Origin of the sequence: Flavobacterium endoglycinae (genome assembly GCF_017352115.1) — a bacterium.
Taxonomy (GTDB): domain Bacteria; phylum Bacteroidota; class Bacteroidia; order Flavobacteriales; family Flavobacteriaceae; genus Flavobacterium; species Flavobacterium endoglycinae.
The window spans coordinates 5,218,647-5,242,716 of record NZ_CP071448.1; the positions used below are offsets into that span (position 1 = coordinate 5,218,647).

Annotated in this window: 24 protein-coding genes; 13 read left to right on the forward strand and 11 right to left on the reverse strand. The window is 32.4% G+C overall.

The window, feature by feature from the left end; translation table 11 throughout:
* Window positions 1–121: 121 nt before the first annotated feature.
* The 7 genes from lon to rpsA all read left to right on the forward strand — a co-directional run bounded on the left by lon (window position 122) and on the right by rpsA (window position 10,086).
* A complete protein-coding gene (gene lon / locus J0383_RS22380; protein ID WP_207296169.1) occupies window positions 122–2,575 on the forward strand; it encodes an endopeptidase La in 2,454 nt (817 codons plus the stop codon).
* Between the two features lie 199 nt (window positions 2,576–2,774).
* Window positions 2,775–3,794 (forward strand): type IX secretion system protein PorQ, encoded by a 1,020-nt coding sequence (gene porQ / locus J0383_RS22385; RefSeq protein WP_207296170.1) that lies wholly within the window; start codon window positions 2,775–2,777, stop codon window positions 3,792–3,794.
* Between the two features lie 5 nt (window positions 3,795–3,799).
* Window positions 3,800–4,399: a murein L,D-transpeptidase catalytic domain-containing protein gene (locus tag J0383_RS22390; protein WP_207296171.1), complete on the forward strand. Its 600-nt coding sequence runs from the start codon at window positions 3,800–3,802 to the stop codon at window positions 4,397–4,399.
* Between the two features lie 226 nt (window positions 4,400–4,625).
* Window positions 4,626–5,318: a (d)CMP kinase gene (gene cmk, locus J0383_RS22395; protein ID WP_207296172.1), complete on the forward strand. Its 693-nt coding sequence runs from the start codon at window positions 4,626–4,628 to the stop codon at window positions 5,316–5,318.
* Between the two features lie 69 nt (window positions 5,319–5,387).
* Window positions 5,388–6,764 (forward strand): nucleoside permease, encoded by a 1,377-nt coding sequence (locus tag J0383_RS22400; RefSeq protein ID WP_207296173.1) that lies wholly within the window; start codon window positions 5,388–5,390, stop codon window positions 6,762–6,764.
* 502 nt (window positions 6,765–7,266) lie between these two features.
* Window positions 7,267–8,145 carry a hypothetical protein gene (locus J0383_RS22405; protein WP_207296174.1) on the forward strand — a complete coding sequence of 293 codons (879 nt, stop codon included), beginning with the start codon at window positions 7,267–7,269 and terminating at the stop codon, window positions 8,143–8,145.
* 165 nt (window positions 8,146–8,310) lie between these two features.
* A complete protein-coding gene (gene rpsA, locus J0383_RS22410; RefSeq protein ID WP_012024823.1) occupies window positions 8,311–10,086 on the forward strand; it encodes a 30S ribosomal protein S1 in 1,776 nt (591 codons plus the stop codon).
* Window positions 10,087–10,203: 117 nt separating this feature from the next.
* On the opposite strand, the gene J0383_RS22415 is transcribed toward rpsA, so the two are convergent.
* Window positions 10,204–10,737, reverse strand: coding sequence for an ExbD/TolR family protein (locus J0383_RS22415; RefSeq protein ID WP_207296175.1), 534 nt, complete (start codon window positions 10,735–10,737; stop codon window positions 10,204–10,206).
* Window positions 10,738–10,770: 33 nt separating this feature from the next.
* Window positions 10,771–11,301, reverse strand: coding sequence for an ExbD/TolR family protein (locus J0383_RS22420; RefSeq protein ID WP_207296176.1), 531 nt, complete (start codon window positions 11,299–11,301; stop codon window positions 10,771–10,773).
* Window positions 11,302–11,511: 210 nt separating this feature from the next.
* Between J0383_RS22420 and J0383_RS22425 the strand changes: the two genes are divergently transcribed.
* Complete coding sequence (locus J0383_RS22425) at window positions 11,512–12,066, forward strand: fasciclin domain-containing protein (protein WP_207296177.1); 555 nt, start codon at window positions 11,512–11,514, stop codon at window positions 12,064–12,066.
* A gap of 63 nt (window positions 12,067–12,129) precedes the next feature.
* Here the strand turns inward: J0383_RS22425 and J0383_RS22430 are convergent, their stop codons facing one another.
* The 7 genes from J0383_RS22430 to J0383_RS22460 form a co-directional block, all read right to left on the reverse strand.
* Entirely contained in the window at window positions 12,130–12,975 is an 846-nt protein-coding gene (locus J0383_RS22430; RefSeq protein WP_207296178.1) for an EamA family transporter, read from the reverse strand.
* Between the two features lie 64 nt (window positions 12,976–13,039).
* Window positions 13,040–13,183 carry an SsrA-binding protein gene (locus J0383_RS22435; protein WP_207296179.1) on the reverse strand — a complete coding sequence of 48 codons (144 nt, stop codon included), beginning with the start codon at window positions 13,181–13,183 and terminating at the stop codon, window positions 13,040–13,042.
* A gap of 84 nt (window positions 13,184–13,267) precedes the next feature.
* Window positions 13,268–15,133, reverse strand: coding sequence for a M56 family metallopeptidase (locus J0383_RS22440; RefSeq protein WP_207296180.1), 1,866 nt, complete (start codon window positions 15,131–15,133; stop codon window positions 13,268–13,270).
* Between the two features lie 5 nt (window positions 15,134–15,138).
* Window positions 15,139–15,507 carry a BlaI/MecI/CopY family transcriptional regulator gene (locus J0383_RS22445; protein WP_207296181.1) on the reverse strand — a complete coding sequence of 123 codons (369 nt, stop codon included), beginning with the start codon at window positions 15,505–15,507 and terminating at the stop codon, window positions 15,139–15,141.
* Window positions 15,508–15,515: 8 nt separating this feature from the next.
* Entirely contained in the window at window positions 15,516–17,117 is a 1,602-nt protein-coding gene (locus tag J0383_RS22450) for a M56 family metallopeptidase (RefSeq protein ID WP_207296182.1), read from the reverse strand.
* A gap of 6 nt (window positions 17,118–17,123) precedes the next feature.
* The gene (locus J0383_RS22455) at window positions 17,124–17,492 is read right to left on the reverse strand and encodes a BlaI/MecI/CopY family transcriptional regulator (protein ID WP_207296183.1); all 369 of its coding nucleotides are present in this window, start codon (window positions 17,490–17,492) and stop codon (window positions 17,124–17,126) included.
* Window positions 17,493–17,657: 165 nt separating this feature from the next.
* A complete protein-coding gene (locus J0383_RS22460) occupies window positions 17,658–18,875 on the reverse strand; it encodes an MDR family MFS transporter (RefSeq protein ID WP_207296184.1) in 1,218 nt (405 codons plus the stop codon).
* A gap of 98 nt (window positions 18,876–18,973) precedes the next feature.
* On the opposite strand from J0383_RS22460, the gene J0383_RS22465 reads away from it, so the two are divergent.
* The 5 genes from J0383_RS22465 to J0383_RS22485 all read left to right on the forward strand — a co-directional run bounded on the left by J0383_RS22465 (window position 18,974) and on the right by J0383_RS22485 (window position 22,806).
* Window positions 18,974–19,573 carry a DUF1684 domain-containing protein gene (locus J0383_RS22465; RefSeq protein WP_207296185.1) on the forward strand — a complete coding sequence of 200 codons (600 nt, stop codon included), beginning with the start codon at window positions 18,974–18,976 and terminating at the stop codon, window positions 19,571–19,573.
* Entirely contained in the window at window positions 19,573–20,223 is a 651-nt protein-coding gene (locus J0383_RS22470) for a TatD family hydrolase (protein ID WP_207296186.1), read from the forward strand. Before J0383_RS22465 ends, J0383_RS22470 begins: the two co-directional genes overlap by 1 nt.
* Before the next feature lie 101 nt (window positions 20,224–20,324).
* Entirely contained in the window at window positions 20,325–21,044 is a 720-nt protein-coding gene (locus J0383_RS22475) for a tRNA threonylcarbamoyladenosine dehydratase (protein WP_207296187.1), read from the forward strand.
* A 186-nt stretch (window positions 21,045–21,230) separates the two neighbouring features.
* A complete protein-coding gene (locus J0383_RS22480) occupies window positions 21,231–21,893 on the forward strand; it encodes an HAD family hydrolase (protein WP_207296188.1) in 663 nt (220 codons plus the stop codon).
* A gap of 70 nt (window positions 21,894–21,963) precedes the next feature.
* On the forward strand, window positions 21,964–22,806 hold the full coding sequence (locus J0383_RS22485) for a DUF2911 domain-containing protein (RefSeq protein WP_207296189.1): 843 nt from the start codon (window positions 21,964–21,966) through the stop codon (window positions 22,804–22,806).
* Window positions 22,807–22,881: 75 nt separating this feature from the next.
* On the opposite strand, the gene J0383_RS22490 is transcribed toward J0383_RS22485, so the two are convergent.
* Together J0383_RS22490 and J0383_RS22495 are read right to left on the reverse strand one after the other, a co-directional pair.
* The gene (locus tag J0383_RS22490) at window positions 22,882–23,508 is read right to left on the reverse strand and encodes an MCP four helix bundle domain-containing protein (protein WP_207296190.1); all 627 of its coding nucleotides are present in this window, start codon (window positions 23,506–23,508) and stop codon (window positions 22,882–22,884) included.
* Between the two features lie 85 nt (window positions 23,509–23,593).
* A complete protein-coding gene (locus J0383_RS22495) occupies window positions 23,594–24,070 on the reverse strand; it encodes a hypothetical protein (RefSeq protein ID WP_207296191.1) in 477 nt (158 codons plus the stop codon).

The window sequence follows — 24,070 nt, forward strand, 5'->3', positions numbered from 1 at the left end:
AATGATTGTCTATTTTTACCACCTATCTTATAAATACAACGTTTATTAGATTTTAAAGCTTTTAGAAGGCTGTATGCGATAGAGATTGAACTTTTAATGACAAAACGACTTATATACTATTATGTCAAATCATAAAATACTTACTATTGACAATCTGTCACTTCAAGAATTCGATTCGGAAGCAGAATTAATTCCGTTATTGACTCCTGAAGACGAGGAAGAAATGAATAATGAAGAACTTCCTGTTTCTCTGCCAATTTTACCTTTACGAAATACAGTATTGTTTCCGGGTGTGGTTATTCCCATTTCTGCCGGAAGAGACAAATCTATTAAATTAATCAATGATGCCAATGCAGGCGGAAAAATCATTGGTGTTGTTTCCCAGATTAACGAAGAAGATGAAGATCCGTCAAAAGACGATATTCATACGATAGGAACAGTTGCGAGAATTCTGCGTGTTTTGAAAATGCCTGATGGAAATGTAACTGTAATTCTACAAGGAAAAAAACGTTTCGAAATTGATGAAGTAGTTTCGGAAGAACCTTATATGACTGCACATATAAAAGAAGTAGGAGAAACACGTCCAGAAGAAAACGACAGTGAATTTACTGCTATTTTAGATTCAGTTAAAGAATTAGCCATTCAAATTATCAAGGAAAGTCCAAATATTCCATCAGAAGCAACTTTTGCTATTAAAAACATTGAAAGCCAGTCGTTTTTAATCAATTTTGTTTCTTCTAATATGAATTTATCTGTAAAAGAAAAACAAGGTCTTTTATCGATAAATGGTTTAAAGGAACGTGCCTTGGAAACCTTACGTTATATGAATGTTGAACTTCAAAAATTAGAATTGAAGAACGATATTCAGTCAAAAGTTCGTTTTGATTTAGATCAGCAGCAAAGAGAATATTTCCTTCACCAGCAAATGAAAACCATTCAGGAAGAATTGGGAGGCGTTTCGCAGGAAGAAGAAATGGACGAAATGGGCTTAAAAGCCAAAACCAAAAAATGGGATGAAAAAACGCAGAAACATTTCGAAAAAGAATTGTCAAAAATGCGTCGTATGAATCCACAGTCACCTGATTTTGGAATTCAGCGTAACTATTTAGAGTTGTTTTTAGAATTGCCTTGGGGCGAATATTCTAAAGATAAATTCGATTTGAAACATGCTCAGAAAATATTAGATAAAGATCATTTTGGACTTGACGAAGTTAAAAAAAGAATGATCGAACATTTAGCAGTTTTAAAATTGCGAAATGACATGAAATCCCCAATTATATGTTTAACTGGACCTCCGGGAGTTGGTAAAACCTCTATTGGACGTTCTGTGGCAGAAGCGTTAGGCCGCGAATATGTTCGAATTTCATTAGGCGGTTTACGTGATGAAGCTGAGATTCGCGGACACAGAAAAACCTATATTGGCGCCATGCCGGGAAGAATTATCCAGAGTTTGAAAAAAGCAGGAACATCAAATCCTGTATTTATTCTGGATGAGATTGATAAATTATCAAGCGGACACAGTGGCGATCCTTCTTCTGCTTTACTTGAAGTTTTAGATCCGGAACAAAACAATGCTTTTTATGATAATTTCCTTGAAATGGGATACGATTTATCGAAAGTAATGTTTATTGCAACTTCAAATAATATGGCAGCGATTCAGCCTGCTTTGCGTGACAGAATGGAAGTAATCAAAATGTCAGGTTATACAATTGAAGAAAAAGTTGAAATTGCAAAAAGACACCTTTTTCCAAAACAATTGGAAGCACACGGTTTAACTGCTAAAGATTTAACCATTGGAAAAAAACAATTAGAAAAAATTGTTGAAGGCTATACTCGTGAATCTGGTGTTCGTAATCTAGAAACTAAAATTGCTCAAGTAATTCGTAACGCTGCAAAAGCTGTAGCAATGGAAGAGGAGTACAATAAAAAAGTAACTGATGAAGATATTGTAAAAGTTTTAGGCGTTCCAAGATTAGAACATGACAAATACGAAAACAACGATGTTGCCGGAGTCGTTACAGGTTTGGCTTGGACAAGTGTTGGAGGAGATATTTTATTTATTGAATCATTAATTTCTGAAGGAAAAGGAGCTTTAACGCTTACTGGAAACCTTGGGAATGTAATGAAAGAATCGGCTACAATTGCACTTGAATACATTAAAGCAAATGCTAAAAAGTTAGGTTTATCAATAGAATTATTTCAGAAATACAACATTCACCTGCACGTTCCAGAAGGAGCAACTCCAAAAGACGGACCAAGTGCTGGTATTGCAATGCTTACTTCTTTAGTTTCATTATTGACACAAAAGAAAGTGAAGAAAAACTTGGCCATGACCGGAGAAATTACACTTCGTGGAAAAGTACTTCCAGTTGGCGGTATTAAAGAGAAAATCTTAGCTGCCAAAAGAGCTGGTATAAAAGAAATCATCTTATGCCATGAAAATAAAAGTGATATTGACGAAATTAAAGCAGAATATTTAGAAGGTCTTTCTTTTCATTATGTAAAAGAAATGAGCGAAGTATTAGGAATTGCACTTACAGATCAAAATGTAAAAAATGCTAAAGTGCTAAAATAATTTCAAACTTAAAATACTTTAAAATCCAAATTCCAATTCAAATGGGGTTTGGATTTTTTTATGAGTATATAGTTATGGTTTGTGACTCTTAACTTGCTATTTGGATATAATTCAAAGCGTAGTATTAAAATTATTTTTTCAGGTATATAATTTTATATTTGTATTTGCGTTATTCCCACATAGGAACGCCACTAAGAGAATGTTAAAACACTATGTTTTATTTTTACTGATATCAGTTTGTTCGGCTTCGTTCGGGCAGATTGGTGGGCGTTACACGTATCAATTTCTTAATCTTACCACCAATCCACGTCAGGCAGCATTGGGTGGAAAAACAATCACCATTTACGATGAAGATGTCAATCAGGCAATGTCAAATCCGGCAGCGTTAAATGAAGATATGGACAATCATCTTGGTCTAAATTATGGAAACTATTATGGCGAAGCTTCTTATGGAACAGCTTCTTATGCATATACTTACGACCGACATGTACAGACTTTTTACGCAGGTATAAACTATGTAAACTACGGATCATTTGAAGGTTATGATGAAAACGGACAGAAAACTTCGGATTTTACAGGAAGTGAAGGCGCACTATCGCTGGGCTATGCTTATAATGTGCCTTTTACAGATCTTCATATTGGTGCTAATGTAAAGTTAATAACTTCAACCTTAGAAAGTTATAACTCATTTGGTGCTGCGATTGATTTAGGTTTTTTATATGTAATTGAAAAAAATAACGTAAATTTGGCTCTGGTAATCAGAAACATAGGTACGCAATTTAGAACGTACGCAGGAATACAGGAGAATTTGCCCTTTGAGATCACTGCTGGAGCTTCGCAAGAATTAGAGCATGTTCCTATTCGCTGGCATCTTACGCTAGAGAATTTACAGCAATGGAATATATCTTTTTCTAATCCCGTACGCGGAGAAACCAATATTGATGGATCAACTAGCAGTGAAAAAGTCTCTTTTGTAAATAACGCATTACGACATGTTGTTTTTGGGGTTGAATTATTTCCCCAGAAAGCAGTCAATCTGCGTTTAGGATACAACTTCAGGAGAGGCGAGGAATTACGCGTGGAAGAACAACGCAATTTTTCAGGAATATCATTAGGATTTGGATTGCGAATGAATAAATTAAAATTTAATTATTCATATTCCAGATATACATTAGCAGGCAATACAAGTCTTTTTGGTTTAATTTTAAATTTTCAATAGCCTATATGAAAACACTTGGTTTGTTTTTGTTTATGACAGTAGGCGTTTTTACGGGTTCAAAACACTACTTCAATAAAGAATCTATTACAAGCGTAGAAATCGAAAGAATCAACAGCAGAATAGACGATATTAAAAATATGATCGATACCGATCATAAATACAATACCAAAATTGCTTTTTTGGTAGATATGAGAGTGCCTTCAGGAAAAAACCGATTTTTTGTTTACGATCTTCAAAAAAATGAAGTTATCGATCAAGGGCTTGTGGCTCACGGTTCAGGATCTGAAACAGGAGTGAAGGGAATACTTAAATTTAGTAATACTCCCAATTCAAACTGTACCGCTTTAGGTAAATATACCATCGAGAAATGTTATAAAGGAATGTTTGGGAAAGCATACAAACTTAATGGACTAGATGAAACCAATAATAATGCTTTAAAAAGAGCAATCGTACTACATTATTATTCGGCTGTACCTTATGGCGAACAAGATTATTACATAAGTAATAGTCATGGCTGCCCGATGGTAAATGAGCAGTTTTTTAAAAGAATTGAAAAGATAATTGACGGCTCTAAATCGAAAATTATCTTGGATATTTATTACTAAATATTTAATTCTGAAAAATTATTATAAAAATAAAACCTTTTATGATCGTATGATATATGATTATAGAAGGTTTTTTTGCTTAAATTGATCTTTAAGATAATGTCTATAAGAAAAAGTTTAATAGTATCCAGTATTCAATTTAAAAAGAAAGATGGCTACATTTGCATAGTTTCATTATGCTTCTGCAGAAGAATAAACTAAAGAGTAAAAATTTAAAATTAAACAATTGAAAAAGATTACAATTGCTATCGACGGCTTTTCATCAACTGGTAAAAGTACATTGGCAAAACAATTAGCAAAAGAACTTGAATATGTATATGTAGACACTGGTGCCATGTACCGCGCGGTGGCTTATTTTGCTATGCAGCACAATTTTATAGGACCCGATTTTTTTGATAAAAATGCTTTAATCGAAAATTTACCAAAAATTCAATTAGAATTTAAATTTAATGCTGATTTAGGTTTTGCCGAAATGTATTTAAATGGCGAAAATGTTGAAAAACAAATTAGAACTATCGAAGTTTCAAGTTTTGTGAGTAAGGTAGCCGCTATTTCTGAAGTTCGTTCAAAATTAGTTGAACAGCAGCAGGAAATGGGAAAAAACAAAGCGATTGTAATGGATGGCAGAGATATAGGAACCGTAGTTTTTCCAAATGCCGAACTTAAAATATTTATGACTGCCAGTGCAGAAACCCGTGCACAAAGACGTTTTGACGAATTACAGCAAAAAGGAGATAATGTTACGTATGAAGAAGTTTTACAAAATGTTGTAGAAAGAGATAATCTCGATACAAGCCGTGAAGATTCGCCTTTAGTAATTGCCGAAGATGCTATTGAGATTGATAATTCTTACTTAAATAAAGAAGAGCAATTTGCGGCTGTTTTGGAATTGGTAAATGATGTTGTTAAAACAACGTAATTTTTTGTAGATTTCATTTTAAATGGTAGTTTTACCACTTCATTTTTACTTAAAAGACAAATTTATCATATGGGGATTAAAAACAGATTGATATTAATGAGCTTTCTGCAATTTTTTGTTTGGGGAGCCTGGCTTATAACAATTGGAAATTATTGGTTTGGCACAAAAAACTGGGAAGGAACTCAATTTGGACTGGTTTTCGGAACTATGGGAATTGCTTCTCTTTTTATGCCAACGCTTACAGGTATCATCGCAGACAGATGGGTAAATGCTGAAAAACTCTATGGAATCCTTCATATTTTATACGCTGCCGTTTTATTTGGAATCGCACAAGTAGCAACACCAGATGCTTTTATTGCAGTAATGCTTTTAGCAATGTGCTGCTATATGCCCACAATTGCTTTGAGTAATTCTATTTCGTACACCTCATTAAAATTAAATAACAAAAATATAGTAAAAGATTTTCCGCCTATTCGTGTATGGGGAACAATTGGTTTTATTGTGGCTATGTGGATTACCAATTTGAGCGGCAGTAAAGCAAGTGAATATCAATTTTATATTGCTGCAATAGGCGCTTTAATTCTCGGAATTTACGCTTTTACTTTACCAAAATGTGAACCACAGCGTTTGATTAAAGAAAATGCAACTTGGACAGAAACTTTTGGTTTGGAATCTTTCAAGTTATTTACAAACTATAAAATGGCATTGTTTTTTGTTTTTTCTATGTTTTTAGGGGGAGCACTTCAATTGACAAATGCTTATGGAGATGTATTTTTAGATGAATTCAAACATTTTCCTAAATATGCAGATTCGTTTGTAATTAAGTATTCGACTATTATTATGTCGATTTCGCAAGTTTCTGAAACCTTATTTATTTTGGCAATTCCATTTTTCTTAAGACGTTTCGGAATCAAACAAGTAATGCTGATTAGTATGCTGGCTTGGGTTTTACGCTTCGGATTATTTGCTTTCGGAGATCCTCTAAACGGCTTATGGATGATTATCTTATCTTGTATTGTTTACGGAATGGCATTTGACTTCTTTAATATTTCAGGTTCATTATTCGTAGAAAGTAATACCGATTCTAAAATCCGTTCATCAGCTCAAGGATTATTTATGATGATGACAAATGGAGTAGGAGCAGTTCTAGGAAGTTTAACTTCTGGCTGGGCAATTGATCGTTTCTTTACAAAATCATTTACAAACACCACAGAATTGGCAGGATTCTTACAAACGGATGCCACTAACGAAAAAATGGTTGAATTTGTAAAAAGTCAAGGAAATTCAATTTCTCATGAAGGTACTTTTACAAATCCGGTTTTAATGAAAGACTGGCATACGATCTGGTTGTCATTTGCAGTTTATGCATTGGTAATTGCAATTGCTTTTGCTGTTCTATTTAAACACAAACACGATCCGAAAGAAATTGAGAATTTGAGTCATTAGTGATTCTTTTTATAAAAATATTAAAATCCTATTTTCAGTTTTGAAAGTAGGATTTTTTTATGATTACAATTTTTTGAATATTTTAGTGTTTTTATCCACGTATGAATAACCAAAGAACAAATCTTCCACCATTTGAACCTGTAACCTCGAAATCCTCAAAAGCTTTTAATTGATATAGGCAATAAATATTCATTTGGTGTTTTTCCTTCTTTACAATTACATTTTTAAAATGGTAAATTTTTAAAGTAAGAACTTTGGGATCAAATAAATAAGGATTCTAAGCAGGTAAAGGCATTTTGAATAAAATTAAAGATTAAATAAAAAAAGAAAATTTTGATATTGAGAAGCTCAATCTCAGTTTTGTTAATTAATAGTAACTCAATTTTGTAAGTTTAAAAAATAGTATTATTCTTGCATTTTATTTGATGGAAATTTTTAAGGAATTTTTTTCAGCTTTCGACTTTGAAGATTAAAATGCAGATAATTAAATCATAACTATTTTATGGACAAGTATTACAAACCGTCAGGAAGGTTTTCATTAATTTTTATTTTATATTTTTTGTTAGCTACTGCTATAGCATTTCCAATATTAGGATTAATATATGCCTATTGCATTTGGTATATTCCTTTTATATACATTAACTTTTTTATTACAATAGGTTTTGGATTTCTTGTAGGATTTGTGATTTCTGTATTTGTGATTAAAAAAGGAAAAGTTAGGAATCCGCTTTTAGGTTGTATCATTGGATTAGCAGGAGCTTTTTTAGCATTGTATTTTCATTGGGCAATCTGGATAGATCTAGTAATGAATGCAGGCGAAAGTTATGGTTCAAATAGAATAGGAATTACAGTAAGCAATATTCAGTTTTTACAAGTCTTCTCATTGATATTTCGACCAGATCTTGTTTTCGAATATATAGGCCAGGTTAATCAATATGGTACATGGGGTATTCGTGGTGCGACAGTAAGCGGAACATTTCTTTGGGTGATTTGGGCAATAGAATTTGTTATTGTAGCTGCAATTTCTGCATTTCTACCTTATTTAGAGGCTCAAAAACCTTTTTCAGAATCTACCAATTCATGGTACAAAGAAATTACACTGCCTGCGTTTAGTTACATTGAAAATCAACAGCAGATAATTACAGATATACTAGCAGGCAATCGTGATAATTTTGATTTATTAAGTAAAGATGTTAACAGCGAAACGGATAGCCACAGTGTGTTTACACTCTATAAATCAAAATCAGGAAAAAATTATTTATCGATAGATAATAAGACTTCAAAATTAGATAATAAAGGCAATATTAAATTTGATAGTAATCAGATTGTAGAATATATCGCTGTTAATAATGAACTCTCAAAAATATTGCTGGATAAATAATAAGTTGCTTATCTATTTGTAATTACAAAAAAATGTAGTAATTTTGCAGACCTTTTGGCAGAGAAGAGTTTCCTTTAGGTATCAACCATTTATGTAAAACAACTTCTGTATTTTCTATCGCATAGAGGAACTCGAGAAAAACAGAATACAAATTTTTTTATCAGCATGTCTGAACAAACAAAATCACAAGAAGAGTTTTTAGCAAATTTTAACTGGCACAACTTCCAAGAAGGAATCGATGCAGTAGATGAGAAAAACTTGCAAGAGTTTGAAGAACTAGTATCAAAAACTTTCATCGCTACAGATCAAGAAGAAGTAGTTGAAGGAGTTGTAGTTAGAATTACAGATAGAGACGTTATCGTTGATATCAATGCTAAATCTGAAGGTGTTATTTCTTTAAACGAATTTCGTTACAACCCAAATTTAAAAGTAGGTGACAAAGTAGAAGTATTAATTGACATCCGTGAGGATAAAACAGGTCAATTAGTATTATCTCACAGAAAAGCACGTACTATCAAATCTTGGGATAGAGTTATTGCAGCAAATGAAACTGGAGAAATCGTTAACGGTTTTGTTAAATGCAGAACTAAAGGAGGTATGATTGTTGACGTATTCGGAATCGAAGCGTTCTTACCTGGATCTCAAATTGACGTTAAGCCCATTAGAGACTACGATGTATATGTAAACAAAATGATGGAATTCAAAGTGGTAAAAATCAACCACGAATTCAAAAACGTAGTTGTATCTCATAAAGCTCTTATCGAGGCTGATATTGAAGTACAGAAAAAAGAAATCATCGGTCAATTACAAAAAGGACAAGTATTAGAAGGTGTTGTTAAAAACATTACTTCTTATGGTGTGTTCATTGACTTAGGTGGTGTTGACGGATTAATTCACATTACTGACCTTTCTTGGAGCAGAATCAACCACCCAAGTGAAGTTCTTGAATTAGACCAAAAATTAAACGTTGTAATCCTTGATTTCGATGATGAGAAAACAAGAATTCAATTAGGATTGAAACAATTAAACGCTCACCCATGGGATGCTTTAGATGCTAACTTAACTGTTGGTGATAAAGTTAAAGGTAAAGTAGTTGTAATCGCTGATTACGGTGCATTTATCGAAGTTGCTGAAGGTGTTGAAGGTTTAATCCACGTTTCTGAAATGTCATGGTCAACTCACTTACGTTCTGCTCAGGACTTCGTGAAAGTTGGAGATGTTGTTGAAGCAGTTATCTTAACTCTTGACAGAGAAGATCGTAAGATGTCATTAGGTATCAAACAATTAACTCAAGATCCATGGACTGATATTACTTCTAAATACCCAGTAGGTTCTAAACACACAGGTATCGTTAGAAACTTCACAAACTTTGGTATTTTCGTAGAATTAGAAGAAGGAATTGATGGATTAATCTACATCTCTGACTTATCTTGGACTAAGAAAATTAAACACCCATCTGAGTTTGTAAACGTTGGTGAAAAACTTGATGTTGTTGTATTAGAATTAGATGTTGAAGGACGTAAATTATCTTTAGGTCACAAACAAACTACTGCTAATCCTTGGGATCAATACGAAGATTCTTTCGCTGTAGGAACTATCCACAACGGTGAGATTTCTGAAATCGTTGACAAAGGAGCTACTGTAGAATTCGGAGATGATATCGTTGCTTTCATTCCAACTCGTCACCTTGAAAAAGAGGACGGAAAGAAATTGAAAAAAGGTGATACAGCTGATTTCAAAGTAATCGAATTCAATAAAGAATTCAAAAGAGTTGTTGCTTCTCACACTGCTATCTTCAGAGAAGAAGAAGAGAAAAACGTGAAAGCTGCTGCTGAAACTACTGCATCTGCATCTACTAACGCACCAGCTGCGACTTTAGGTGACAACAATGATGTATTAGCTGCTTTAAAAGCTAAAATGGAAAAAACTGAGAAAAAATAATTCTTAGCTTTTTATAAATAGAAAGTCCCACATTATTGTGGGACTTTTTTTTATGTTTAAAGTTTCAGGTTGTCAGTTCGAGCGGAGTCGAGAACCGTTTTGAAAATGATTTTTAAATTAATTTGAAGCTAATAATCTTGACTCTTCGGGAGTAAATTCGTTAACAATCGCATAAGTATCAATTCCAGTAATTGTCATTTCATCGAGAATATCTATCAAATTTTTGAAATTACTTTTTTTACTTGGTTTAATAATTACAATTGGTCCCCGATTAGATCTTCCCATTACTGTCGAATATTCTAAGATTCTCTTCTTTTTATTAAAGAGTTCTTTGCGTATTCCATTTTTGCCATAACTGATTTGTTTTGGTTTTTCAAAAGGATCAAATAAAAGACCTGAATATGTTACTATTTTGTTATTGTCATCTAATATAACTGTAATTAAACGATCATCTGCTCTAACTCCGCAACTAATAATATGATCCCATTTTGGATCATAATATGGAAGGGTTAAATCCATAATTTTTGGTTTTCTCAATTCAGTTGCAATCATAAAAAATATAATCAATAGAAATGAAACACTAACCATAGCGGTTAAATCAACTCTTGAGTTTAGTTTTTTACTTCGAACTTTTTTTGGTAGATTTTGCATAAAAAATAGATTTAATTGTTAGCTTTCTATTTACTAATTAAAGGCCAGTAATTTTGATTCTTCAGGTGTAAATTCATCTACAATAGCATAAGATTCAATATTAGCCAGTCTCATCTCTTCTAAAATATTAACTAAATTTCCATAATTACTTTTGTTGGATGGTTTTATAAAAACAATTGCGCCTTGATTTGGTTTTCCTATAGCAGCTGAATATTCAAGAATTTTTTTATTTACAATGTTTAATTCATTTCTAAATCCATTTTCACTATAATTGGTCTCATTTGTTTTCTTAATAGGATAATTCAAGATTCCCGTATATGTTATTATTTTGTCGTTTTCGCCTAATAGAACAGTATAAAAACGGTTGCCTATGTAACAACCTGCTGTAGGTTCGCCACAACCTCGATCTCGATCTGGTAAACTTAGAGCGAGAGTTTTAGGCTTCGATAATTCGCCAACAACCATGAAAAATATAATCAGCAGGAAAGAAACGCTGACCATTGCGGTTAAATCGACTCTAGAACTTAATTTTTTACTTCGGATTTTTTTGGGTAGATTTTTCATGATAACTGGTTTTTGGTTCTGAATTTAGTAACAATATAAGAATAATATTTACTATTTTTTAAGTTTTTTGTAAAAAAGGTGAAATATTTCAAAGCTTAATTTTGCTGGCTTCTTCACTAGTTTTGCGATTTTTTTAATTATTTTTTGATTATTCTTAAAACCAAAACAAATTTATCTGCGTAAATGTGCTTATAACTTAAAATATACATTATGAAAACTAGAAAATTTTTAGCAGCGGCAGTTTTGGCTTTAGGATTTGCATTTACATCGAATGCTCAAAAAACAGTTATGGTAGGAGGAGCTGCCATGTATCCTAACAAAAATATTATTGAAAATGCAGTTAATTCAAAAGATCATACCACTTTGGTAGCGGCTGTAAAAGCGGCAGATTTAGTAGAGACTTTAAAAGGAAAAGGACCATTTACGGTTTTTGCTCCAACAAATGCAGCTTTTGATAAATTACCAAAAGGAACTGTTGAAACACTTTTAAAACCTGAGAACAAAAAGAAACTTCAAACAATCTTAACCTATCATGTTGTTTCTGGAAAATGGAATGCGGCTGATATTGCTAAAGCAATTAAAGATGGTAAAGGAAAAGCTTCTATAAAAACAGTAAGCGGTGGTACATTAACAGCTTGGATGAAAGGTAAAGATTTGTACATCAGCGATGAAAATGGTAACAAATCAAAAGTTACAATTGCCGATGTAAACCAGTCAAATGGAGTAATTCATGTAATTGACACAGTGTTATTGCCAAAAAGCTAATTGAAATACGAATTCTTGAATAAATAAAAGCTCTGTGAATGCAGAGCTTTTATTATTTAAAATTTATTTTTTCGCTGTCAGAGTACTTCCTGCCGATGCAATAATTACACAGATTACAGCGAAAATTTCGTATAAGTTTAAATTTTCCTGTAAAAAGATAAAACCACAAATTGAAGCTGCCGCTGGCTCTAAACTCATTAGAATACTGAAAGTTCGTGGAGGAAGCTGTCCTAAAGCTTTCATTTCTAAAGTAAATGGAATTGCACTTGATAAAAGCGCCAAAGCAATTCCCATTCCGAAGAATTTTGGAGTAAGATTAACAAATCCGTTTTCTAAAAATCCAAAAGGAAGCACTAAAATGGCAGCAAATAACATTCCGGTAGAAACTGCGTAACCGCTATTCATTATTTTAGAAATTTTACCCCCTAAGACTATATAACCTGCCCAAAAAGCACCTGCTAGAAGAGCAAATAAAACGCCAAGAGAATCTAAGCGATCATTTGTCCAGGGAGCTATAAATAAAATTCCAATGGCTGCTAATAAAACCCAGCAATAGTCTATCAGACGTTTTGAACCTATAATAGCTAATAATAATGGCCCAACAAATTCTAAAGTAACAGCCAATCCGATAGGGATTCTTTCAATAGCGAAGTAAAACACTAAATTCATGGCTCCCAATGATACACCATAAGGAATTACAATTTTCCACTGGGCTCTGGTTATGTTTTTAAAATTTGGTCTGTAAGCCAGTAATAAAATTAAAGCTGAAATTCCAATACGAAGTGATGCTGTTCCGGCTGCTCCAATAACAGGGAAAAGCGTTTTTGCAATGGCAGCGCCACATTGTACGCTTATAATTGCTAATAATACTGCTGGAACAGGAGGGAGGTTGAATTCTCTATTTTTCATAAAAATAATAATACCAAAAAATAGGAATTTATTTTCGGTTAAGTGATAATGAAGGATGTATTTTTTAATTGCCTAGGGCACGCTTTGTAACGTAAGCACGATAGCCAATTATAGCAATCTGCCATTTTTTGGCTTTAGAAATATCTAAACCTTGTTTAGTAAAACTAGGCAGAAGAATTTTGTTTAGTTTGGCTAATATTTTAAACATAGTAGATTTGTTTTTTCAAAGATATAAAAAAAAAGACTTTGCGTTTAGCAAAGTCTTTTTCAACTATATAAAATGTAAAAAGTATTAAGCTTTTCTGTTTTCTTTTTCCCAGGCTTTTAAGTCTTTTTCACGTTGTTTCATGTCTTTTTCACGCTGCTTCATATCTTTTTCTCTTTGTTTCATATCTTTAGCGTGCTGCTGCATTGCTTTTTCATGCTGTTTCATGTCAAACTCATATTGCTTCATGTCTTTTTCATATTGCTTGATGCCGTTTTCGTACTCTTTAGAATCATTTCCATACTTAAACTTCATGTCAATATTGAATTTTTCCATGTTGCTATTGAACTTTTCCATTGCAACTTCGTACTGCTCCATTTGTTTTTCGAAAATAGCACTGCGTTCTGCCATGATAGCATCAATTTGTTTTTCGTAATTAGATAAATCTGGTTCGAATGCTTCCATTTTTTTCTCAAACTCGGCCATTTCTTTTTCAAACTTTGCCATTGCAACTTTGTCTTTAGGATTTGTAGGAGCTGCAGGTGGTCGTGGCATTTTTGACATATCGATTGCTGGAAGAGGAGGCATAGGTTCAGCTGGAAATACAGGTGCTACGGGAGCCGCTGGTGCAACAGGTGCTACAGCAGAATTTCCCACAACAGGATCAGCATCATTTTCATTAAAATCTTTTATTACGACATTATTTCTTGTAACTAAAGGATGTTCGGTTTGACCTTCAGTAATTAAACTAATGTCTTTATTTCCTTCATCATCGGTATTTAAAACAACACTGCAGTCTTTTATAGCATCAGAACTGTTCATTTCTATAATCTGCATTTTGCCATTTTCTTTAACCATTCTGATTTTAATAGCTGTAATTTCGTTTTTGCTATTTCTTTTAACATCAGAAATCTTGATATCAATGTTATGGTCGGTTTTAAGTTTTGCAGTTAAGTCTTTTAATTCTTGATCTGTTGTTGATTTGCTGATTTTAAAGATTTCCGAATCTTGATTTTTAGATACGGTAATTTCGTTTTCTTGTGCTCGTTTTTTCTCCTGTGCAATAGTTTTAATTTGAAATAATAATACAAATGCTCCTAGGGCTGGAATGATGGCATAGTATTTCCAGTAATGCCATTTTTTTGATTGATTTTTGTTAAGCATAACAATTCGTTTTTTGATTAATGATTGATAAAAGTGATTGGTGATTGCAACACAAGTTTCGTGTGTTGTTATTTTTAAAAGAGTATACTGATACGCTTTTTTGTCTGATATTTTTTTTGAAGCCTCATTGTCGGCAATAAATTCTAGGTTTTGTAAAATGGCTTTTTTGTACAGCCAGATAATTGGATTGAACCAAAAAAGAATACAAAAAATCCTTGAAATAATTACATCTACGGTATGATACTGATCGCTGTGCACTTTTTCATGTTCGAGAATACTTTGTAATTCTGCCTCACTGTAAAGCGATGAGTTGTAAACGATATAATCGAAATACGAAAAAGGTGCAATATTTTCATTTACATCTACAAACTTAAAATCTTCCTGCTGCTCAATTTTCTTTCCTTTTAAAACGGAATTCAGACTATAGAAATCAATTCCGAATTTTATCATAAAAGCAGCAAATCCAAGTGTATAAACAGCAAGGGAAACTAAATTCCAATTTATTTCAAAAGGTTCTTCTTCAGCAATCTGAGAAGTGTGAGAAGGAATATAATTATGATTTGCAATAGGAACATAAGAAACCGGTTCGTAAACAACAGGAGCTGGATCTATCCAGATTACTTTGGTATAGATTACAAATGGTAGGATAACCGAAGTTAAAAGTCCTGCTAATAAAAACCATCGGCTGCTATTAAAAAAGGTTTCTTTACGGAGTAAAAAATAGTAAGCAAAATAAAACAAAGTAATTAATCCGCTTGCTTTTGCGATAAAAATGAAAAGTGCTTCCATACTGGTTATTTTTCGTTTTTTGGATTTTCGATCATTTCTAAGATTTCTCGTAATTCGTCGGCAGAAATTTTTTCTTCTTTCGCAAAAAACGAAACCATACTTTTATAAGAGCTGTTAAAATAATTATCTATCGCCGTGCTCATAAAACCTTTTCTGTAATCTTCAATGCTTACAATAGGATAATATTGATGTGTGTTTCCAAAAGCATTGTGTGCTACATATCCTTTATCTTCCAAATTACGTACAATGGTTGACAAAGTATTGTAATGTGGCTGATCTTCTAAAATCTCTGCTTGAATTTCTTTTACAAAAGCTTTTTTCAGCTTCCATAAAATGTGCATGATTTCTTCTTCTTTGTTGGTTAGTTTTTGCATTTTGATTTTTATTTGCGAGTTTCGATTTCGATTACTCCGTTGGCGCCTTTGTCACCATATTTGGCTAATGCATTTGTACCATTATAAACACTGACACTTTTAACTTTACCGTTGTCAATATCTTCGATATCAAAACCGGCAGGCATTTCTTCACCGTCAATAATAATAAGCTGTGATCCTAAAGGAGTTTTATTGGTTGAAGAATAAACAGTTACATTAGAGCCATTATTGGTGGTTACAACTTTAGTCGAAGCATTGCTATTTGTATTGGTTGTTACAAAAGTGCTAATATTTGTACTAATATTATTATTAGTTTTTGTACTAGTAGAAGAATGAGTGTCAGCATTGGTTTCAGTTTTATTTTTTAGTTCGTTGCTGATAGCAACTTTTGGTTGTTTAGTGGTTTTACTAGAAGAATTTGTTTGTTCAGAAGTAGTTTGGATTCCAATTTTTTTGATTCCATTTTCATCTGTTGTAACTAATATTCCAAAATCTTTAATAGCTTCATTTCCTGAAGTCTGAATAGACTGCGCAGTTTGTTTTCCGTTTTTAATATCAATTTTAATAGAAATTAATTGATTTTGAGCATTACGCTTAATTTCAGAAGCTTGAAAATCAACGTTATGAATTGATTTTAATTTCTCTTTGATTTCTTTTAAATCAGCATCAGTAGACGTTTTTTTGATTTTGTACACATCCAGAGATTTAATTTCTCCATTGCCTGATTGTACAATCTGCTGTTTTTCTTTTGCAATAGTTTCAACTTGAAAAACTAAAACAAATGCTACAAGTGCTGGAATTACAACATAATACTTCCAAGAATTTCTCTTTTTTGATTGATTTTTGTTTAACATGACAATTCGTTTTTTGATTAATGATTGATAAAAATGATTGGTGATTGCAACACAGCTTTCGTGTGTTGTTATTTTTAAAAGTGTGTATTGATACGATTTTTTATCGCTTAACTTCTTGGCTGCTTCTTTATCTGCAATGAATTCTAAATTCTGAACAATTGCCTTTTTGTAAATCCAGATGATTGGATTAAACCAAAACAGCAGACAAAATGCACGCGATAATAAAACATCGATTGTATGATTTTGATCGCTGTGTACTTTTTCATGTTCAATAATATTCTGTAGTTCAGTATCGGTATACATTGATGAGTTGTATACGATATATTCAAAATACGAGAATGGAGCGATATTTTCGTTAGTATCAATAAATTTAAAGTCTGCCTGCTGATGAATTTTCTTTCCTTTTAAAATGGATTGCAGACTATAAAAATCTAAAGCAAATTTTATTAAGAGAATCAAAAATCCAACTCCATAAATCAGAGAGATAACGTAAATCCAGTTAATTTCATGGATTTCATTTTTTATAGGTTGAAACGGAATTTCTTGAGGATTTAAATTTGAAATAGGAGAGGCGTTTATCCAAATTACTTTGGTATAAGATACTAAAGGAAGAACAGCGGAAGTAATCAGACCTGTTAATAAAAACCATCTGTTTGTAGTAAAGAATGTTTCTTTGCGGAGTAAAAAATAATAAGCACAGTAAAATAGTATAACTAAACCGGCCGATTTTGCGATATATAAATAAAGTGCTTCCATGGATTATTATTTTTTATCTTTTGGATTTTCGATCATTTCTAAAATTTCACGCAGTTCATCTGCAGATATTTTTTCTTCTTTTGCAAAAAAGGACACCATATTTTTATAAGAACTGTTGAAATAATTATCAATTGCAGTTTTCATGTATTTTTTGCTGTAGGCTTCTAAAGTTACAATTGGATAATATTGATGCGTATTTCCAAATGCGTTATGCGCCACAAAACCTTTTTCCTCCAGATTTCGAACAATAGTCGAAAGCGTATTGTAATGCGGTTGATCTTCAGTTATTTCTGCCTGAATTTCTTTTACGAAAGCTTTTTTTAGCTTCCATAAAATGTGCATTATTTCTTCTTCTTTGTTGGTTAACTTTTGCATGTTTTCTAATTTTAATTCAAACGTACAACTATTTTTTTAGTTACGCAACTATAAATATAGTTTATTAACTAATTTTTTAGTTTTTCTAAACCAAAAAGCATGCGAAAAGTATTCAGAATCAAAGTTAATAATTTGAATAATAGTGTTTTAAATATAAAGTGGAAATTATTTCTTTTTTTCGAGAAGTAGCGCCTTCTTAATCCAAAGACAGCAGCAAGTTGCTAAGAAGCCAATACAAGCCATAAATAGCCAGTTAATTTGATAGCCAAAATCAGATATGATTTCAAAACCCACTTTAGAACTTACAATATGTGCTAAACTGAAACTCATTGTATACAAAGCCATATAACGGCCTTCTTGTCCGCGTGGAGCACGACTTAAGGCAAAAGCATTTGAAAAAGGAAAGGTGAGAATTTCTCCAATCGAAATACAAATCATAGCTATAACAAGTATTCCAGCCCAAATATTTATAAGGAGTAATATATAACTGAAAGCCATTATAAAAGATCCAATTATGATAATTCTGATTTTAGGAAATCCTTTTCTTTCCATAAAACCAACGGTTGGCATTTCGAGAGCAAATATTAAAAGCCCGTTTAGGGTCATTAATAATCCAGTTTGGAATTCGCTCAAACCAAATTGTTCACTATGATATAAAGGTAAAGTCGTAAACAGCTGAAAGAAAATAATCGCGGTAATAAAACTCACAAATAAGAAAACCCAAAAAATGGTATCGTGAAAAACAGATTTTATATCAGATGTGCTTTCGGCTTTATCATCGTGTTCTACCTTTTTCTTTTCTTTTACCAATAGAGCGAAAATAGATATCGAAAGAATACAAGAAGCACCATCAACCCAAAAAAGTCCTGAATAGCCCATTGCCATAATAATTATACCTCCAAGAGCCGGACCAGCAGCAAAACCTAAGTTTACGGCAAGACGTACCAGTGTTAAAGCACGAGTTCTATTTTCGGGTTTGGCATAAGCACCTAACGACACAAACATCGCTGGTCTAAACATATCAGCTATAGTCATTAAGATAAACATTGCAATGCAAAGTCCCCAGAAAGTCGTAATATATTGTACAAAGAAAAGGGAGACACCGCTGGTAAACAAACTGAAAATCATGATTTTATAAAAACCGATTTTATCCGAAAGTTTACCGCCAAGCCATGAACCCAGCATAGAACCTAAACCAAATGAAACCATTATCCATCCAACCTGATTATAAGTAAAATGGAGATCTTCTTTTAAATATTTTGATAAAAAAGGCAGTACCATTGTACCTGCACGATTTATAAAAGTGATTAATGTAAGTATCCAAATTTCTCTAGTAAATCCTTTAAAATTGTTGATGTAATGGTTAAAAGCGGTTTTTAGCATTATAATTCTTGTATTTGCAACAAAGTTAGGAAACTTTGTAACTTAGAACGGTTGCTGCTTTATTACTTTTAAACTATTTTTGCAGAAAATTTTCAAAGATGAAAAAAGGCTTAATCCTAATATGTTTACTGACTTTTGGTTTTGGTTTTAGTCAGAAGAAATTCAACCGTGCTGAAACAGAAAAATTTCAAAAGCAGATTAACTCTGAATATGCTGATGCTAAGACAAGTCCGTTAATGGAAGAAGATCTGAAAACCTTTAAAACTTTAGATTTTTATCCGATTAATGGAAAGTATTTTGTAAATGCAAAATTCGTAAAGGCTCAAAATGAAAAAGTTTTCGAAATGAAAACAACAGGAGCAAGAACTCCGCAATATATTAAGTACGGAACATTGTTTTTTACTTTAGAAGGGAAAGAAATGCAGTTGAACGTATACAGAAACATTGAGCTTTCTAAACAAAAAGAATATAAAGATCATTTGTTTCTGCCTTTTTCTGATTTAACATGCGGAAAAGAAAGCTACATTGGCGGCAGATATATTGATTTAAAAATTCCAAAAGGCAATACAATTGCAGTTGATTTTAATCAAGCTTACAATCCGTATTGTGCTTATAATCATAAATATTCTTGTCCGCTTGTTCCTTTAGAGAACGATTTAAAGGTAGAAATTAAAGCGGGAGTGAAAACTTTTCATTAATGGAATATTTTAATTTTCATACTCATCAATTTACAAATCAGTCTAATATATTAGAATTGGTCAATCAATATCCGCAGGAATTTGATGCTTCGATTCCATTTTATTCTATCGGAATTCATCCGTGGTATATAAAAGACGGCCAAATTGATTTTGAGTTGAAAATTATCGAAGAAAAACTTCAAAGCAAAAATTGTCTGGCAGTAGGCGAATGTGGTTTAGATAAACGAATCGAAATGCCATTGGACAAACAAATTCCTGTTTTCGAAAAACAATTGCTTTTAGCCGAAAAATATAAGAAACCAGTTGTAATTCATTGTGTGGCAGCATTTCAAGAAGTAATTGCAGTTAAAAATAAATTGAATATTTCTGTTCCACTGATTATTCATGGTTTTTCAAAAAACATTCAAGTGGCTGAACAACTTATTAAAGAAGGTTTTTATATTTCATTCGGGAAGTATTTATTGAGAAATCCAGATTTAAAAAACGTTTTTCAAAATGTTCCTAGTGATCGTTTCTTTTTAGAAACGGATACAATTGAAGAAGGAATTGAGCAAGTGTATAATTTAGCAGCTGAATATAAAGAGTTAGAATTAAAAGAATTACAGAGTCTTATTTCAAGTAATTGTAAAAATATATTTGAAAGGAAGTAAGAAGTGAGATGTTTTAGAAATCATGCTTTGACTTCGTTCAGCCTGACAACCCTAAACATCAAACTTGAAACATAAAAACTAAAAACAACAAAAAATAAAATATGGCAGAGTGGACAGAAAGAGCTGAGCTTTTATTTACAAAAGAAGGATTGGAAAACTTGCGTAATGCAAATGTATTAGTAGTAGGATTAGGCGGCGTAGGATCGTTTGCTGCTGAATTTTTGGCGAGAGCAGGAGTTGGAAATATGACTATTGTTGATGGCGATGTAGTTGATATTACAAATATTAACAGACAATTACCAGCGCTGCATTCTACAGTTGGCGAACCAAAAATTAAAATTGTAGGTGATCGTTTAATGGATATTAATCCCGAATTGAATTTAACAAGAGTAAAAGAGTTTTTATCTCCAGAAAGAGCTTTTGAAATCGTTTCACCAGAGTTTGATTATGTATTGGATTGTATTGACAGTATCACTCCAAAATTGAATTTAATTATTGCCGCAAAACGCAAGAGAGTTAAAATCATAAGCAGTATGGGAGCAGGAGGAAAGATGCTGGCTTCTAAAGTAAAAGTGGCCGATATTTCTAAAACAATCAACTGTTATTTTTCTAAAACAATCCGTAAAAGATTAAAAGCTGTAAAAATCAACAAATTGAAAGTGGTTTTTTCTTCGGAAATTCAAAACGAAAAGAGCTTAAAGTTAACCGACGGTAAAAACTTCAAAAAATCATTCTACGGAACCAACAGTTATATGCCAGGATTATTTGGTCTGCACGCAGCTGAAACGGTTATTCGTTATTTAATTGCAAAGGAAGAGTAGTTTTCTCAGTATTCAGTATTCAGTCACAGTATTCAGTTTCAGTATTCAGTTTCAGTATTCAGTGATAGTATTCAGTCACAGTATTCAGTCACAGTATTCAGTTTCAGTATTCAGTTTCAGTATTCAGTCACAGTAGAAAAACCTTTGAACCTTTGCTCCTCAGAACCTTAGCACCTTTTAAAAAAAATGATTAAAACAGTAATTTTTGATATGGACGGCGTAATTGTCGATACAGAACCCGTTCATCGTTATGCTTATTACCAACAATTTTCAGAGTTAAATATTGATGTTTCAGAAGAAATGTATACTTCATTTACTGGATTATCAACTCGAAATACTTTCCAGACCCTTAAAGGATTTTTCCCAGTTATTGAGCACGAGGTTGAAGATTTAATTCAGAGAAAAAGAAATATTTTCAACGATGCTTTCGATACCAAACAAGATTTATATCTATTGGAAGGAGTTGAAGATTTAATTAAAGATTTGTATGCAAATGGTATGCAGCTGATTTTGGCTTCTTCGGCATCAAAAGTTACTATCGAACGTGTTTTTACAAGATTTAATCTTCATCAGTATTTTTCACATGTGGTGAGCGGAGAGGATTTTCCGCAGTCAAAACCAAATCCAGCGATATTTATTCACGCTGCTTCATTGTCGATTGCCCCAAAAGAAGAATGCATCATCATAGAAGACAGTACAAACGGAGTAAAAGCGGCGAAAGGTGCTGGAATTTATTGCGTAGGTTACAGAAGTGCAAATTCTAACCTGCAGGATTTATCAGAAGCTGATCTTGTAGTCAGTCATTTTAATGAATTAAATGCGCAAAAAATATCACAGTTAAAGCCTTGAATTATATAAAATTTAACATTCTTTCCCTTATTGAATTTGTAAATTTGAAAAAAACAAATAAACTCTAATAATGAAAAAATTACTTATTGCATTAGCCATATTTGTGGCTCCTTTTGCATCTGAAGCACAGGTTAGAACGCCTCAGGCGAGTCCAAAAGCTTATATAAAACAAACTGTTGGATTAACTGATGTAGAAGTTACATATTCTAGACCAGGTGCCAGAGGAAGGGCTGTTTTTGGGAATCTAGTTCCGTTTGGGAAACTTTGGAGAACGGGAGCTAATGAAAATACGGTCATTAATTTTAGTGATGATGTAGTGATCGACGGAAAAACTCTTAAAAAAGGAAAATATTCAATTTATACAATTCCTAAAATTGAAAGCTGGGAAGTGATTTTTTACCTTTCAACTGATAATTGGGGATTACCTGAAAACTGGAGTGATGCTTATGTAGCTTTGAGAACAACTGTAAAAGAAGATGCATTACCAACACCGGTTGAAACTTTTACAATCGGAATTAACGGTTTAGATCCTAATTTTGCATACTTAGAAATGTCTTGGGAAAACTCTCATGTAGCTTTGAAATTTGAAGTTCCAACTGCAAAAACAGCTACAGCAAGTATCGAAAAAACATTGTCTGGTCCAACTTGGAATGATTATTATGCTTCTGCTCAATATTTATTTTCTTCAAATGGGAATATCGAAACTGCAAGAACATACGTTGATAAAGCTTTGGATATGAGTGCTGAAAAACCATATTATGTTTCAAGACTTAAATCGTTAATCCAGGCAAAACAAGGAGATAAAAAAGGTGCGGTTGAAACTGCAAAAGCTTCTTTAGCAGCTGCAGAAGCGGCAAACAATCAAGATTACGTTAAAATGAATAAAGACAGTATCGCTGAATGGAGCAGATAAGGTTTTAAAATTTCAATATAAAATTTCTAAATTCCAAAGCTTTCGGGTTTTGGAATTTTTTTTTTATGCTAAATTTTAATTCAAACTAGGTGGTTCAGGAATTTTAATGGTTTTCTTTATTTTTTTGATTAAGAGATAAAAAGTAATACCTCCAAGAATAATCAGAAGCGCGATTTGAAGCTGTCCGAGACTATTGTTTTTGCTATACATGGTGTTTGCTGCAGCTAGTTTTAGTTTGCCTTCTTCAATCTGAATCTGCGATAAAGCATCTAAAGTTTTTAGAGCTTCGGCACTTGAACTGGCAATTTTATTCCAGTTTTTATTTTCTACTTGATGATTTATTTCTTTGCAGGCGCTTAAAAATGTATCGAAGTATTGTTTTTCTTTATTTGTTAAAACAGTTTTGGCGTACAAATCATCAATGTTGTGAATAATATTGAGTGTATGAATGATTTCGTCTTTTTTAATATTGTCACTTAAATCTAATTTTTCAGCTTCGCCTTTTATAAAATGAAGCTGTTTGGAATATTGAAAAATATAATGTGCTACAACAAGACGGTCTTTGTAAATAGCATTAATATTTTCGTTTACGTTTTTGGAATTTTGTAGTGTATTGAAGTTTCCTAACAGAATCAAAAGCATTACAATCAATAAAACAAAAGCAGCTTTAGTTTTATTACTGTATTTCTTTAAGTCTTTCATAATGCTTTCTTTAAGAGTAACTTTCTCAAAGATAAAGATTTTGTGATATAAGTTTTGACTTTGTTATTTGTAATTTAAAAGTAGATTATTTAGTTGCTTGATCTATTAAAAAAGCTGTCCGTCTATTTATAATATCGGCAGCATCATGAAAATAACTTGGACTAGAACATCCTCCGTAGCTTATATATACAATATGATTGTCATCTTCTAGATTTATATTTTTTTGCTCTGCAGATAAATAACTATCCATCCCAGAGTTTAAAAACACTGGAGCGCCTTGATTAAACAGCTTAGTAGCAATCTCGATTAATCTTTGTTCAGCCCACAATTTTGCATCTTTTTCTTTATAAGCTAAAAGAGAGGTGCATTCAAGTATTGAACAAAATTTCATCGTTTTTAGATTAGGATACTTCTCAAACATTTCATTGCCTTGAGTTAAATCTTCAAGGCATTTTGTGTGAAACTGAGTAGAAATAGAATTGTCTATTTCGCCATCGCTGTCGTTTTGGCTTTGAACCTGATAAGAAAAAAGAAGTACGATTATAAGAAGTGTCCCTTTCAT